Origin of the sequence: Haloferula sp. A504 (assembly GCF_044385805.1) — a bacterium.
In the GTDB taxonomy this organism is placed as follows: domain Bacteria; phylum Verrucomicrobiota; class Verrucomicrobiia; order Verrucomicrobiales; family Akkermansiaceae; genus Haloferula.
Window position 1 is genome coordinate 43,774 of record NZ_JBISBU010000032.1, and the last position, 16,015, is coordinate 59,788.

The following is a 16,015-nucleotide window of genomic DNA, read 5'->3' on the forward strand; positions in this document are numbered from 1 at the left end:
CAAATGAATACGAACTGCATTACACTGCTCGCCCTGGGGGCCCTGACCGGACTCGGCACGGCGGCCACCGTGACCCAACAAGTGCTCGTGAACTTCGATGGCATCATCGCCGGCAATGCCTACACGCTGGGTGCCGGGGAAATCGACACCACCGGCACCTTCGGCGGCCGAGGCAACCCTGCGGTCACCTCAGGCGAAGCGGACCTGACCGGAGGCTTTCAGGGATTTTACTTCGACTCGTCCTCGCTCGGCGCTCTGACCACCCAGAACTGGATCGCGGAGACCCGGGTTTCCTTCGACGCGTTCGGCACCGGCCAATTGACGGTTATCGACGTCCAAGGCGACACCGACTTCCGCATCAACAATGCCGGCACCGCCCTTGAGGCCGTCTACTGGGACGGCAGCACCGCCGGCAGTCAGACCGCCTCGCTACCCTCCACGGGCACGACAATCCACATGGCCCTCGTCTGGGATGCCACCGCCACCAGCCTCACCGGCTACATCGACGGCACTTCCATCGGCACCGTGGACAACGGAGCCTTCGCCACCCCGGACGGCAACGTCAGCTTCGGCTACCTCGGGCGCGCCGGTTTCGAGGGCCGCGGCATCAACGGCCAACTCGACGGGGTCGCCTTCTCGACCTTCACGGGGACCTTCGACGCCAGCACCGACTTCCAGATCATCCCCGAGCCTTCCTCCATCGCCCTGTTCATCCCCTGCGGCATGATCCTCCTCCGTCGCCGCAGGAAATAGCCGCCACGGCGATTCCCAACTTCATCGACCCGCCCCTCCACGGCGCCATGCCGGGTTCGGGCGGGTTTCGATTGTTCCATCCTTCGCACCCATGATCTCCAAGCTCTCCACCACGCTCATCCTCGCCCTCGGCGGCATCCTGCAAGCCTCCGTGACGACCCACCTGCAGGTCGCGTTCGACGGCACCCTCGACGGCACGACCTACACGCTCGGTGCGGGGGAGACCGACAGCACCGACACCTTCGGTTCCCACGCCGGAGCCTCGGTCAGCGGCGGGAAAGGCCTGCTTGGCGGAGGCGGCGACGGCTTCCAGTTCGACCCCGCCGCCATCGGGAACCTGACCGGCTTGAACTGGGTGGCGGAAACGATCGTCTCCTTCGACTCCTTCAGCGGCGGCCAGCTCACCATCATCGACATCCAGGGCGACACCGACTTCCGCATCAACAACACCGGCAACGCACTCGAGGCCGGCTACTGGGACGGCTCGACCTGGGAAGGCGTGAGCACGGCCCTGCCCGCCCCGGGCACCGCAGTCCATCTGGCGCTCGCCTGGGATGCCGCCGCCAGCGCCCTGACCGCCTACCTCGACGGCACCCCGATCGGCACCGTGGACAACGGAGTCTTCGCCACCCCGGACACCTCCAACGTGAGCTTCGGCTACCTAGGGCGCAACGGCTTCGACAACCGTGGCATCGACGGCCAACTGGACGCCGTCTCCTTCGCCACCTCCGGCAACCCCATCCAGCCAATCGACTTCCTGCTCCTGCCGAAGCCATCCGCATTCAGCCTGGCCAACGGCGATTTCGAAACCCAGTCCGGCTCCGGCGAGGTGCAGGAGGTGGACGGCTGGTTCGAGTCCTCCGGGGTCGACTTCCACGACTGGGTGAATGTCGACCCCAGCAATGCCGCCCAATATCCGTCCGGACAGGGCAACATCCTCAACCTATCCACGTCCGACGGCTTCATCTATCAGCTCCTCGGACCCCGGACCGATGCCGACGGCGGACTGCGCGTCTCGGGCAATGCGATCCTCCGCCATCCCGGTGATCCACGGGAGTTCCGTCCATTCCGCGTGAGCGTTTACGAAACCGATGCCGGCGAGAGTGGAGCCGACGGCGTCCATCCTTCGGAGCTCTCAGGTGCCGGCTTGCTCGACTCAAAGACCTTCACCGCTGCCGAGCTCGGTTTCTCCTCCACGCCGACCGGGCCGGAGCTGCAGCCCTTCAGTGTCGATCTCTCACTCGGCGGCGCCACCACCGGCAAGCTGCTCTGGATCGTCTTCGATGCCGAAGCCGGAACCGATGAGACCGGGCTCGACGACTTCGCCGTCCAGGCGCTCTTCAGCGACCCCGGGCCGGCCACGCCACCCTCCATCGAATACGCCACCGAACATTTCATCGACCCCTCCGACAGCGAGGCGGTCAAGCTCGAGAAGGCGGCCAAGATCCTGCCAGAGCCCAAGCAGGTCGACTGGCAGCGGCTGGAAAACACCTTCTTCATCCACTTCGGGCCCAACACCTTTAATGGAGCCGAGTGGGGCACCGGCTTCGAAACGCCGGCCGATTTCAACCCGACCGCCCTCGACGCGACCCAGTGGGTCGATGTGATCAAGCGGGCCGGCGGCAAAATGCTCGTGCTGGTAGTCAAGCACCACGAGGGCTTCTGCCTCTACCCGAGCCGCTACACCACCCACGACGTCGCCTCGAGCCCGTGGCTCGGTGGCACCGGGGACGTCGTCCGCGCCGTCGCTGACGCCTGCGCCGCCGAAGGGATCAAGCTCGGCATCTACCTCTCGCCAGCCGACCTCTATCAGATCGAGTCGCCCTTCAGCTACACTGACGGTTCCGGCTACTATGGAAACGGTAGCGCGGTCCGGACCTCCACCATCCCGACCGATCCCGCGACCTTCGGCAGCGACCCGTCGCAGGGCCGCACCCCGACACCCGGTTTCGGCTCATTCCAGTACGAGGTCGACGACTACAACCGCTATTTCCTCAACCAGCTCTACGAGCTGCTCACCGAGTACGGCGACATCGCCGAGGTCTGGTTCGACGGTGCCAACCCCAAGCAAACCAACCCGCCCCAGAGCTACAACGAGGCCGAGTGGTATGAAATGATCTACGCGCTGCAGCCGGACGCCTGCATCGCCATCGGCGGACCCGACGTCCGCTGGGTCGGCAACGAGACCGGCTACGCCCGCGAGACGGAGTGGAGCGTGATCCCCGCCCCGCTCTCGAGCGCCACCGCAACCGACCTCGGCAGCCGCGCCCAGCTGGTCGCCGGCAAAACCCTCAGCTGGTTCCCCGCCGAGGCCGACACCAAGGTGCTCTCCGGGTGGTTCTGGAAGGCGTCCCACGCGGTGAAGACCACCCAACAACTGCTCGACATCTACCACGCCTCGGTCGGCCGCAACGCCAACCTGCTTCTCAACCTCTCGCCCGACACCCGTGGCCTGATCCCCGACGGGCAGATCGCCCCGCTGCTCGAGGCCTTTTCCGTGATCGAGCAGACCTACGCGACCGATCTCGCCGCAGGAGGCAGCATCACCGCGGACTCGACCCTCTCCGGTCAACCCGCCTCAAACGTTCTCGATGGTGACCTCGACACCTGGTGGGAGCCCGAGGCGGGCAACTCGACGCCAACGGTCACGCTCACCCTGCCCTCCGCCACCACCTTCGACCGCATCGTCCTGCAGGAGGCGATCGCCACCCGCAGCCAGCGGATCGAGGCCTTCGCGGTCGATGCCTGGAACGGGTCAGGCTGGAGCGAGATCGGCAGCGCCACCACGGTCGGCCACAAGCGCATCCTGCTGCTCCCCGAAACGACCACCGACCGCGTCCGCATCCGAATCACCCAGTCGCGCCTCGAGCCGAGCCTCGCAAATGTCAGCCTGCACCAGGGCGCCACCGTCGTGCCATCACCGGTCATCGGGAATCGCGACGCCGCCGGCCGGGTGGCGATCACCGCCAGCGGCGGAAGCGCCATCCATTTCACGATCGACGGCAGCGACCCGACCCCTGACTCGCCGCTCTACACCGGACCGGTAGACCTCCCGCTCGGCGGCACCGTGCGGGCCATCAGCCATGACGGCAACTCGTCGAGCTTCGCCGTCAGCAGGCTCTTCGCCGGCATCGCGCCCATCGGCTGGCAGGTCCACTCGGTCGACAGCGAGGAAGTCCCCGCCGAGGCCGCCGCGCTGGCGATCGACGACGACCCCGACACGATCTGGCATACCGGTTACTCGTCCGGCACCACGCCCCACCCGCACCACCTCGCCGTCGATATGGGCGAACGCCGCTGGATCCGGGGTTTCACCTATCTTCCCCGCAACGACAACCTCGCGGGCGTCGTCCTCACCTACCGCTTCGAGGTCAGCGCCAATGGCAGCGACTGGACCGAGGTCGCCTCCGGCGAGTTCGACAACATCCGCAACAATCCGGTTCTCCAGGAAGTCGCCTTTGCCGCCCCGGTCGAGACCCGCTACTTCCGCTTCACCTCGCTTTCTGAAGTCAACGGCGATCCGCACGCCAGCGCTGCCGAGATCAACATCCTGCCCGGCGGGCTCGACGGCTTCCTCCGCGAGTCCGGCCACCAGACAACCCAACCGGAGTCCGACCCCGATGGCGACGGCCGGCCGTTGCTGCTGGACTACTACCTGCGCCTCGCCCCGGGCGCTTTCGCTGGTACCGCACCAATCCGCATCGACCCCGGCACCATCCCCCCCTCCGTGGTCGTCCAGCGCCGCCATCCGGTGCCCGACGTCGCCGCCACGCTCCGCGCCTCACACGACCTGATGTCGTGGTTCGATGCACCGGTGGATGCACTCGCCACCCTCGACCTCGGCAACGGTTCGGCGCGCGACACTTACACCCTCGGCGCCATCGCCGCCCCGCTCTTCCTGCGCCTACGGGTGGTTCGTTAAGGCCTCCCGACGCTCCCGGCCGCCTCATACCAACTCACGGAATATCCTGGTAGAATGGAGAATTTGGAAAGGTCTGATAATCAGTCGCTTCGCGATAGGGGAGTGGTCCGGGCGATTTTGCGCAATCTCGGCGTTGTTCGTCGATTGCGGTGCCCGCACCGCGCCCTCCTCTCGCCTTGACCTTGCGCAAAATCGCTCCGGCCATTCTACCAGCCTATTCCGTTCATTGGTATCAGAGCCTGTCTGAAAATTGCTGCCAGTCGCGCCGACCGGTGGATTGGTCGTGAAACCAGCGGCCAACATCATTTTTCAGACAGGCTCTCGAGCACGATCTCGTTCACCCGTCGGACGTCCTCCGCGTGTCCACCGGGCTGCGAGCCGCGCGCCCAGGTGAAGTTCGCGAGCTCGGCGTCGAGTTTCGCCAGCGAAGCCTTCAATTCCAGGTTCGCGGACTTGGCCGCATGCGCGCGCAGCAGGCGGATCTTCTCGAAAGTCTCGATCCCGTCCCGCAGCCGCTCGAAGCGCACCGACGAGCGGTCGCCGGGATAAACCAGGAAGCAATCCCCCGACGGCCACGAGGTGAAATCGGTCGAGACCAGCGGGTTCTCGACCCATGAATGGTAGGCCCAGCGGAGGAAGCCGTCGAAGCCGTTGGCTGCTGAGAACAGCGGCAGCCACTCCGACTCCGCAGGCGGCGAAAAGGTGAAGGTGTTCGGACGCGGCGGATGAGTGCAGACGTAGAAGGTCGTCTTGTGCCCCGCCACCCGCCGCTCGTCGAGCAACTCACGCGGAAACCGGTCGGTGTGGTTGATGATCGGCGACATGTCGTCGACGTCCTTGAGCAACTCGCTCGGATGATTGATCGCGGAGGCCACCCGGAGGCCCGGCGCGTGCTTCGCCAAGGTCGCCAGCGCCCCGCGCATCTGCGCGTCGGGTCTTTCATCCACCGCGATCCGCGTCCGCTCCAGCCAGCCTTTCTCCTTCAGATGCCGGGTGAAGTCTTCCAGGAAGCTTCCCCAGAATTCGTCGAAGGCCGGCGTGCCCGGTTGCAGCGCGAGATCGACATGACGCCTCTCCGCCTCGTCGAAGTAGCGGAACTTCAACGACCACGGCAACATCGAGTAGCAGTGAATGCGCGCCTCCCCGAGGCCGCAGCGCTCGCTCATGAAGCCGACCCACCGGTCGAAAATCGAGTAGTCATAACTCCACGAACCGTCCGCCTTCTTCCGCCACTCGATCATGCTCGGGAAGTGGTCGTAGGTCTGACCGTTCCACGGTTCCTCGATGATCGAGCAGGTGATCGTCTTCTGTCCGGCGTCGGCCAGGCGTTTCATCGACGGCTCGAGCAGCGCCAGGTGCAGATCCGACCATGGCTCGACATCGTGCCACCGCGCCACCGCCTGCGGGTGCTGCCACAGGTCGAGGTGGAAAGCCCAGCGGTCCGGTGGCGGCAGCACCGCCGCGAGGACCCGCAACCGCACCGGAACCTCCAACCGGTCGGAGTCGGAAACCACCACCAGCGAGCCGCGGTATTCGCCCGCCGGCACGTCGGCCGGGACATCGATCGCGATCCACACCGGGCGGTTGCGACCCGCCGGCAGCGGCAGCGAGCTTGCCGAGTCGAGGATGTCTCCCTGCGGCACGCCATCGGCCAAGGTGTAGCGGACGAAGCGCGGCGCGATCTCGATCCGCTGGTCGCCGGAACTCAGCTCCGACGGACCGAAGCAGACGTTTTCCTGCGAGCGCTCCGATTGCAGCACGACCTGCGCACTGACCCGCTCGCCTCGCCAGGCGGTCAGCTCGATCCCCCCGGCGAACGGGCGCAAGCCCCCGATTTCCCCCTCCGGCGGATAGCGGAGATCGGTGGTGCCGATGCCGCCGCCGAGCCCGCCCGCCGGCTCCTCGGCATAGCCCTCGATCTCCACCAGGTGTCCGCCATTCTCCGCCCCGCGCGAATTGTCGAGGAAGGTCGTGCGCAGGTGGCGGACCTCGACCGGGTCGAAGCGGAACCTCACCCCCTCCGCCGTGGCGGCGATGCTGTTTCCGGTCATGTCCCCGAGCAGCTTCCACTCCTTGCCGTCGATGGAACCCTCGACCTTGAACTGGTAGATGCGACCGTCGGCCCAGTACGGCCAGACGTGGACCACCGACAGGCTTGTCGGCTCAGCAAGGTCCACCTGATGCCACACCGGCAGATTTTCGCAGGCCCAGTGATCGGACACGTCGCGATTGCCGTTCACCGCGCGGTCGGGCGTCTGCGAGTCCCAGTGCCCGCTCGCCGTGACTCGCGCGTCGAGGAACAGGTTCGCCCGTGAAGCCGCCGCCGGGTCCGCAAGCGGCTCGTAGCTCACCTTGCGGACCGGTGCGGCACTCACCAGCAGGCTGGCCGCCAGCCACGACAGCGCCAGCCGCGTGCCCATCCCCTGCGGTCGGAAGAGTCGGGGGGTATTCGATTTCATCGGAAGTAGATCAGTCGGGATCGAAAATGCCGGCACATGCTCACGGCCGGCGACCGGTGAGATGGAGCGACTTCTTCGGTGCCTGCAGCACCAGCGCATACATCGCGTTGAAAAGGTCATCCTCGCCCATGTAGGGAGCTCCCATGTGGGGCTGGGTGAATTTCAGCCCGTAGCCCGGCTGCCAGGCGAGCGAGAACCACCACGCGTAGTCACGCATCATTTCCGAAAACCCGTCGGGGTCCACCAACTGCAATCCTAGTAGTCCAAGTCCTCCGCCGGGCTCGCCGTAGGCGTGGCTGTTGCGGAACCACGGATGTCGCTCCTTCATGATCCCGATCATCGCGTCCCGCATGTCCGGACGTTCGCCCCGGAGGTGGCAAGCCATCGCGAACAACCCGGTGCGCGACCAGAACTCACCGAGATCCTTGTAGGAACGGTTGTAGCCGAGCGCGCCGTGACCCCCGTCCGCCGGATCGGACCACGACATTTCCATGTAGGGCAGGAGCATTTCCCAAAGCCGGTCCTCCATCCCGCAGCGCATCGCCAACGCCTCGAAGACCAGCAGGTGGCAGGCGGGTGCCACCAGGGCCTTCTGGTCGTAGGGAAGACCGTCGGGACCGTGTCCGAGCGCGGGCACGTCCCACTTGCTCATGTGGCGACCGTCATAGGCCCAGTCGCGCATCGCCTCGAGATGCGGCAGCACCCGCTCATCGCCGGTCCGCAGGTGCCACTCGGCGTAGAGGATTCCCATGAACGCGCCACCCCAGAAGCCGAGATTGCCGTGCTTCTCCGGGCGATCGAAGCGTGACAGCGACCACTCGACCGCGCGCTTCACGAGCTCCTCATGCTCGGCTTTCTCCGTTGCCAGCAGGGCCAGTCCCGCCAGGGTCGTGCGCTTGATGTCGCCGGACCACGCCCCGTCCTCCTGCTGGTTCTTCACGAGCCACCCGAGCATGTCGTCCACCAGCCGGGCCGCCTCCGGATCCTGCTTCGGATTCATCGTGGTGAAGGGCCGGGTGCGCCCGAGTTCGACCGGCAGGTTGACGATTTTGCCGCCCCGGATGACCCCGAGATCGAGGCTCGTCTCGCCGGCGGCCAGCGCAGCCTCGATCGCCCGCCCGAGTGCTGCTTCGTGACTCTCGTGGAACCAGGTCCAGCCGGGCGCCAGGTCGTTCACCGTCAAGGGGACCCCGCCCACCGAAACGATCGCATCGCCCCGCCGCAGGCCGGCCTTGGCGGCAGGTCCCTCCGGGCGCACCTCGATCACCGACAGCACCGTGTGCCGGTGCTCGGTCATTGCGGTGAATCCCAGCAGGCCAACCCCGAGTTTGTCCGGCCCGAGGCCGCCATTGGAGCGCCCGAAGAGCTTGCCGCCCGGCTCGAGGTGGATTCGGGCCGCGCGCGGCTCGGCGGCCACGACCATACCTTCACGGCTGGTCAGACGCAGTCCGAACGCCTTGCCCTGCAGTGCCTTCATCAATTCCGGCGGCACCTCCAGCCAGGCCCGTGCCCCTGCCGCCACCGCCGGCTTGCGCTCCTCCAAGGTGATCCCCTCGCAAGTCAGCTCCGCCGCCGTTCCGAATCCACCCCCGCTCCAGTCGCGGTCGATCACGAAACGCACGGCCTCGGCCTCGATGGGTTCCGCGAACTTCACCACCACCGGACCGCGCCGGTCCGCCACCTCGGCCCGATCACTCGATCCGGCGGCCACCTCCTTCCAATCATTCCCTCCATGCCGGGCCTCCACCCGCCAATCCCTCGGCACGCCGTTGGTGAAGCCTCCCTGCCGCGGCAGCAGGCTCACTCCGTCGATCCGCCGCGGAGCGGAAAAGGCGAGACCGATCCAGTGCGGCGGCTTCGGCTGATCGCCTCCATACCGTGAATGCCAATCGGTCTTGGTATCGCCATCGAAGGCCTTGGCGCCCTCCGCGCCGGGCTGCTCGGACGAGGCGATCACCGCCCAGGCGGCCCGCGGCGCCACACCGCCCGGCACCGCCGCTTCGGTCGTCGCGAAGACCTCGCCGGTGGCCGGGTCCAGTGCCTCGATCGCGACCTTTCCCGGAGCTCCGTCGGTGGTTCCAAAAAGATCGACGGACAGGATCCCCCGCCAGGCCCCGCCCGCCGCCTTCTCCTTCTCGGAAAGCCCGGGCACCGGGATCTCACCGACGGCGGAGTCTCCCGGCGGCAGCACCACCGCCCGCTCGTCCCCCGGCAGATGCCAGGTCGCTTCGCGGCTGAACACCGGGTCCGGAAGCAGCGCGGCCCGGGGAGACCCGGCGACCATCAGCGGCAGAACGAGGGCAGTTCGAACAAGATTCATTGAGGAAGTAGTGTGGGCTTCGACAGGCACGGCAGACAAGCCATGCCTTGCCCCTGCGGATTCTGAATAAGAGCGGACGATCAACCTTCCCGTATCCCGGGATCGACGACAGACAAGCTTCTCAGGACCGGTCTTCCCCACCAACCAGCCGGGCGAGTCTCCTGACGTCTCCCGAACCTCCAGCGATGCCGCTGCGCTGGTCGGACGCCGAAACCGATATCGGCTAAGACAGATGCAGCAGGAGAAGCCGTGGCCTGTGGCATGGGGCGCTGTTGGACTGGAGCGCCCGACTCGTCATCCTCGGGCAGGCGCACCGCGAGTTCCACCTTGAGGCGACCGACGCCTTTCGCAAGCCGCCACACGTCGCCGCTCAGGTAGGGCGCGTAGAGGTCATCAAAGTCACTACCGCTGAACTCCCACTCCAGCGGGCCGGACCACTCGCGGCCATCCATGCGGCGGATCAGTTCGCGCACGGGAATCGACTCGCCCGAGGAAGCCGAGGCACCGTCTTCCACCGTCGCCTCCGTGATCAGGAACTTCTCGTCACAGTGGCCGCAGCGACCATGGCGACCCACCCACGAGGGTTCGATCTCAACCGACTTCCGGCACTTCGGGGCAACGTGTCTTCATTCCTTCAGGATTCGTCTGCTACTGCGGGCCCTCCCCGCGTCGTTCAGGGCACGACCACCGCCCTGAATCAGAAGCACCACCGGTTGGTTGAGAAAACCACCACAGCGGCGTTGGAGCCCGGGGAGTTCGACCACTAAGGATAGTATTTTCACTCCAACTTTCTGGCCAGATCCAAGCGAAACGAATGATGTGCATCACGAAAATCAGTCGAGTTCTCCTCCGTCGGGCAGCCTTTGCGCTGGCATGCGTCATCCTTTCAGGGGCGGACCGTTCCCGCGCTGACGTGGTCTTCTCCGACACCTTCAACTACGGCACCACCAGCGCCTTCATCGCGGAAGGCGGGTGGACGTTCTGGAGCGGCACGGGTGGCAGCGCAGCCGGCAGCGGGTTTTGTTGGGGAAATCCCATCGTCCTCGAATACGAGCACCCGACGCCGCTGGCGGCCGGAGAGACGATCACCATGGACGCCGTCCTGAACCGACCATGGAGCGGTTATCTCTACGGTATGCGAATCGTTCTGTGGGACGGCACCGACGATGCCAGCCGGGTCGAGGTCGCCGGTGACAGCTATCAGGGAAATGCCCTGCCTCAGGTTTCCTACGCCGTGACCCCGGCGGACATCACTGCCGGACGCACCCATGTCATCTTTCGCTACAGCCATGATGGCAACTGGGGCGAAACCCAGGAGGTCAGCTTCGCGGTGGACGCCGCCCCGACCGGCTGGACCTGGGGCAACGCGGCGGGGGGCAGTTGGGCGACGGTCGGTGACTGGTCGCCGGACGGCCCCGCCGATGCCGCGGATCAGTCAGCATCGATTCACCTGCTCGACATCACCGGTGAGCAAACCCTCACCCTCGACGGCAGCTACACGATCGGAAGCATCATCTTCGGCGACGCTGCCGGAGCCGACGGCAACTGGATCCTCGATCCCGGCACCGGCGGTTCGCTCACACTCAGCGCCCCGACCACGGGCCCGCCTGGCATCGAAGTCTTCAACCAGACCGCAACCCTGAACACCACACTCACCGGCACCGAGGGGGTGACCAAGTCGGGCCCGGGCACGCTGGTCCTCGGCGCTGCCAACACCTACACCGGCGGCACCACCGCCCCGATCGACCGCGACGGTTGGAACACCTACGGCGCCGAATGGGATGCGAACAAGATCGTCTTCACCGTCAATGGCAAGCCGACGATGACCTACCCGAAGGTGCCGGACAAGGGAGCGGCGCAATGGCCCTTCGACCAGCCGTTCTACCTGATCTTCTCGATGCAGATCGGCGGCAAGTGGGTGGGCGAGGCCGATCCCGACGACTACCCGGCCCACCTCGAGATCGACTGGGTCCGGGTCTACGAAAAACGGGAGTCCTGAAAGCGCCCACGCCACGCGCACCGTTCGCCTCCCCCGCCGCCTCCCCCGGAGAGGAACGAAGCGGCGAACCGGGGCTAAGGCGGCTGGACCCGCTCCGCCCCAACTCACCCATTCTTAAGCTTTGAATCGGGAGCATTCGGGTTTCAAGTTCGGGCGTGTCCCACGTCACCCGCGAAACCCTGACCTCCGTTCTTGAAGAGATCGCCCTGCTCCTCGAACTGAAGGGCGAGAACCCTTTCAAGATCCGCGCCTACCGCCAGGGTGCCGAGATCGTCGGCTCCTTCGACGGCGACATTGTGGCCCGCGCCCGCGACAACGACCTCGACGGCATCAAGGGCATCGGCGCGGCGCTGCAGGACAAGCTGCACGAACTGGCCTCCACCGGTGAACTGGAGTTTCACCAGAAGCTCCGGGCCGAGTATCCGGCGGGCATTTTTGATCTGTTCGACGTCGAGGGACTCGGCCCGAAGAAGGTCGCCGCCCTCTACAACAAGCTCGGCATCGACTCCCTCCCGGCCCTGAAGCAGGCCTGTGAGGACGGCAAGGTGGCGGAGCTGTCCGGCTTCGGAAAAAAGACCGAGCAGAAGATCCTCGAGGCTCTCGCGCGGCGGGAGAAGTTCGCCGACCGCTTCCGGCTCCACACCGCGACCCATGCCGCCGAGACGATTCTTGAGGCCCTGCGGGACCACCCCAAGGTACTGCGTGCGCAGTATGCCGGGTCGCTGCGGCGGTCCAGGGAAACCGTCGGCGACCTCGACTTCATCGTCGCCACCGACTCGCCCGCCGAGCTGACCGAATGGTTCTCCCGACTCGATCAGGCGAACGAGGTCATCGCCCGCGGCGACACCAAGTGCTCGATCCGGCTCGACAACGGGCTGCAGTGCGACCTCCGGGCCGTTTCCAACGACCAGTATCCGTTCGCCCTGCAGTACTTCACCGGCTCCAAGGAGCACAACGTCGCGCTCCGCTCGCGGGCCCTCAAGCAGGGGCTTTCGCTCAACGAATACGGATTCTCCGCGGCGGGCAAGGCGACCCAGCACGAACCCATCCCCGCCGTCCACGACGAACGCGACATCTACCGCACGCTGGGCCTCGACCTGATCCCCCCGGAACTTCGCGAGAACCGCGGCGAGATCGAGGCCGCCGACGAGGGCGTGCTCCCCCGCCTGGTCGAGCTCGAGAACCTGCGCGGCACCTTTCACAACCACACCACCGCGTCGGACGGCCACGCCACGCTCGAGGAAATGGGCGGGGCGGCGATCGAACTCGGGCTGCGCTACCTCGGCATCGCCGACCACTCGAAGGCCTCGTTCCAGGCCAACGGGCTCGACGAGGAGCGGCTGCTCAAGCAGGTCGAGGAGATCGGCACGTGGAACGACAACCACGGCGAAGAACTGTGGATCTTTTCCGGCAGCGAGGTCGACATCCTCAAGGACGGTTCGCTTGACTTCGCGGACGATATCCTCGCCCGGCTCGACTACACCGTCGCCTCGGTTCACGGGTCCTTCACGCTCGATGAAAAGACCATGACCAGGCGTCTCATCCGGGCGATGGAGAACGAGCACGTCACCATGCTCGGCCACCTCACCGGCCGCCTCCTGCTGCGCCGCGACGGCTACGCCGTGAATCACGAGAAGATCATCGATTGCGCGGCGGAGACCGGAACGATCATCGAGATCAACTGCAACCCCCACCGCCTTGACATGGACTGGCGCTGGTGGCGCAAGGCCCGGGACCGGGGCGTGCTCACCTCGCTCAATCCCGACGCCCACCGCCCCGAGCAATTCCAGTTCCTGAAGTTCGGCATCGGCGTCGCCCGCAAGGGCTGGCTGAGGAAGGAGGACGTCCTCAACACTTTCCCGCTGGAGGAGGTGAAGGAATTTCTTGGAAAGCCCAAGAAGCAGCGGTGAGGGACCGCCGATCTCCGAATCGGCAAATGCAGCGTCCAGATATCCTGCCGATTCGGAGATCGGCGGTCCTCCCTACCTACCACGGCAGCACCGTGTCCCACACGCTCGCACGCGCGCAACGAAGCACCGCCTCGGCCTCGTCCATCTTCTTGAGGCCGCCCTTCTCCTCGAGCTTCTTCCAGCCCCGCTTCACGGCCTCCAACTCCACGGCGATCGCCGCGATCCGCATCACCACGTGAAGCGCGATGAGCGCCGCACCTCCGCCGAGAACCCAGCTGGCCGCCTGCTTCTTGCCGGAGAAGAAGGAAAACACCAGCAGCAGCGCCAGCAGCCCCGGCAGGATCCGCAGATTCCACCAGCCCGTGCGGCGACGCTTGGCCACCGCGGCACCTTCCATCTCCATCAGCCGCAACCCTCCGTCCCGCAGCGCCGAACCCAGCGCGGCCGCATCCCGCAGGTCCGAGGCCTTCCTCTTCTCGACCCCGAGACGCTCGTACAACTCGGCAACGGTCAGCGAACACTCGGTCCGCTGACCCCGTGCCTTCAGTCGACCCCAGAACCACCAGCGGGCCAGCATCGCACCGATCAAAATCAGTGCGGAGACGATGATGAGAACCCGGATGATGATCACCGCTCCAGTGAAGGTCCCCCGACCCACGATCCAAGCTCCAAATCGCCAGGTCGGCTACCCGGTCCCGCGGGGATCCTCGGGCCAGGGATGCTTCGGATAGCGGCCGGCCAAATCCTTGCGCATCTGCGCGTAGCCCGACTGCCAGAAGCTCTCCAGATCGCTTGTCACCTGCCACGGACGGCGATTCGGCGCCTGCACCTCCACTTTCAGCCTGACCCGCCCGTCGGCGATCGTCGGCGTGGTCCACTGACCGAAGAGGTCCCGCACCATCACCCCGATCACCGGCTCGCCGTCGGCCGAATAGCGCACCTTCGCCTCCCGGCCGCCGGCCAACTTCACCCGCTCCGGCGCGTAGGCATCGAGCGCCGCCCGCTGGGGCGCACTGAGCCACTCCCGCAGAACCGGCCAGACCTCGGCATCCTTGATCTCCTTGTAGCGCGTCGCGCCGTGACAGATCTGCGCCACCGCCGCCTCGCGGTCGCTGTCCGACCATCCCGGCAGCTCCAATTCCGGCATCCACTTCGACAGGCCACCAAGACGCCAACACCACTGCTCGACCGTGTCATCCCACCGTTTCAAACGAAGCTCATCGGTCAAAACGCGCTCCGCCAACAGGGCCGCCGCCGCGTCCAGGTTTACCTCGTGGTCGCTGTCCCGAGACTCCAGCACCAGATCCCGGTAAAGAGTCTGTTCACGGGCGACCACGCACCGTCGTGCCTCGTCCCAAGCCACGCCATTTTGAACCTTCAAATCCTTCGGTAATAAATTCGCAATCTGTTGGTGGTCAATGGCTGTAAGTTTTCGTAAATGCACGTTTAAATCTTTCGATTGAACCTCCGTCATCTCGGCCGCAACCAACACCTTGTCCACATCGATGGCACTCCGCTCATCCATCCTTCCGCGTCGCCTTCCGACGACCCGACAGGCCAAAGTCGAGCGACTGCTACGAACGGCAACACGGTCGCTGAACCCCGCGAGAATTGCCCGGCAGACCGCCTCGCGATTCTTGTTCCAATCGATCGTTTCAAATGACCATCCGCGGGCCCGAGCGAGTCGCTTGAGTCGCTCGAAGCCCTTCGCGAGTTCCCGGGCGGCGCGCCCGTGGACTCCGAGAGCCGACACTCGTCCGGGGTCGAAGTTCATGCCCTCGGCGGCATCGAATCCGCGCCACTCGGCTTGGAAATCGGTGTAGTCGCCGTCCTCGACGAAGTGCCGCATGCCTTCCCCTTTTCCGGACCACACGCCCTCCCCCTGCACCGCCGCACCGACGAAGGCCATCTCCGCCACGCATCCCTGTTCCACCCCCGCCAGCATCAAGCGGGCGTAGCGCGGCTCCAGCGGCAACCCGGCCATGGCCCGCCCCTCCGCGGTGAGTTCCCCGTTCCCGTCCAAGGCACCCAGATCGCGAAGCAAGCCCTCCGCCCGTTGCAGCGCGGTCTCCCCGGGCGGGTCCAGCCAGCGGAAGTCCCGAACGTCGGCCTGCCCGGCCCCCTTGAGCAACAGCACCGCCTCGGCCAGATCGACCCGATGGACCTCCGCGGTCTCGAATTCCGCCCGGCGGGCGTGCTCGGCTTCGCTCCACAGCCGGAAGCAGCGCCCGGGCGCGGTCCGTCCCGCCCGGCCTGCCCGCTGCTCGGCGGCGGCGCGCGAGATCTTCTCAACCATCAGCGTCCCGATCCCCCGGCGCGGATCGAAGCTGGAAATCCGCGCGAGACCGGCGTCGATCACCGTGCGGACGCCATCGATGGTCAGCGAGGTCTCGGCGATGTTGGTCGAGACGATGATCTTCGGACCGCCACCCGGTGCGATGGCGGCCTCCTGGGCCTGCGGCGACAATCCGCCGTAGAGCGGCATCACCGACCACCCGCGACTCCAGGTGGCGGATTGGATGGCGGAAACGGTCCGCCGGATCTCGTGCGTTCCGGGAAGAAAACAAAGCACGTTGCCGCAATCCGGATCGGCAACCGCCTCGCGGCAGACCTTGGCCAGCCGATCCCAGACCGGATCCTCGCGGACCGGTC

Annotated in this window: 9 protein-coding genes; 4 read left to right on the plus strand and 5 right to left on the minus strand. The window is 66.1% G+C overall.

The features are described from left to right. The first annotated feature begins 3 nt into the window (after nt 1–3). Entirely contained in the window at nt 4–753 is a 750-nt protein-coding gene (locus ACG2LG_RS14750) for a hypothetical protein (protein ID WP_396260187.1), read from the plus strand. 91 nt (nt 754–844) lie between these two features. After that, nucleotides 845–4,675: a discoidin domain-containing protein gene (locus ACG2LG_RS14755; RefSeq protein WP_396260189.1), complete on the plus strand. Its 3,831-nt coding sequence runs from the start codon at nt 845–847 to the stop codon at nt 4,673–4,675. Nucleotides 4,676–4,977: 302 nt separating this feature from the next. Here the strand turns inward: ACG2LG_RS14755 and ACG2LG_RS14760 are convergent, their stop codons facing one another. The 3 genes from ACG2LG_RS14760 to ACG2LG_RS14770 form a co-directional block, all read right to left on the minus strand. After that, nucleotides 4,978–7,134 (minus strand): glycoside hydrolase domain-containing protein, encoded by a 2,157-nt coding sequence (locus ACG2LG_RS14760; protein ID WP_396260191.1) that lies wholly within the window; start codon nt 7,132–7,134, stop codon nt 4,978–4,980. 40 nt (nt 7,135–7,174) lie between these two features. After that, nucleotides 7,175–9,454 carry a DUF6288 domain-containing protein gene (locus ACG2LG_RS14765; RefSeq protein WP_396260193.1) on the minus strand — a complete coding sequence of 760 codons (2,280 nt, stop codon included), beginning with the start codon at nt 9,452–9,454 and terminating at the stop codon, nt 7,175–7,177. Nucleotides 9,455–9,534: 80 nt separating this feature from the next. Beyond that, on the minus strand, nt 9,535–10,029 hold the full coding sequence (locus tag ACG2LG_RS14770; RefSeq protein WP_396260195.1) for a hypothetical protein: 495 nt from the start codon (nt 10,027–10,029) through the stop codon (nt 9,535–9,537). Nucleotides 10,030–10,367: 338 nt separating this feature from the next. Here ACG2LG_RS14770 and ACG2LG_RS14775 point away from each other — a divergent pair, with 338 nt between their 5' ends. Next, entirely contained in the window at nt 10,368–11,453 is a 1,086-nt protein-coding gene (locus ACG2LG_RS14775) for a family 16 glycosylhydrolase (protein ID WP_396260197.1), read from the plus strand. Between the two features lie 155 nt (nt 11,454–11,608). Beyond that, nucleotides 11,609–13,363, plus strand: coding sequence for a DNA polymerase/3'-5' exonuclease PolX (gene polX / locus ACG2LG_RS14780; RefSeq protein WP_396260199.1), 1,755 nt, complete (start codon nt 11,609–11,611; stop codon nt 13,361–13,363). Nucleotides 13,364–13,439: 76 nt separating this feature from the next. Here the strand turns inward: polX and ACG2LG_RS14785 are convergent, their stop codons facing one another. Both ACG2LG_RS14785 and ACG2LG_RS14790 read right to left on the minus strand, forming a co-directional pair. Further along, entirely contained in the window at nt 13,440–13,994 is a 555-nt protein-coding gene (locus tag ACG2LG_RS14785) for a hypothetical protein (protein WP_396260201.1), read from the minus strand. A 54-nt stretch (nt 13,995–14,048) separates the two neighbouring features. Further along, nucleotides 14,049–16,015, minus strand: a 1,967-nt coding sequence (locus ACG2LG_RS14790; RefSeq protein WP_396260203.1) for an ATP-dependent helicase C-terminal domain-containing protein, incomplete at its 5' end; no start/stop codon positions are given.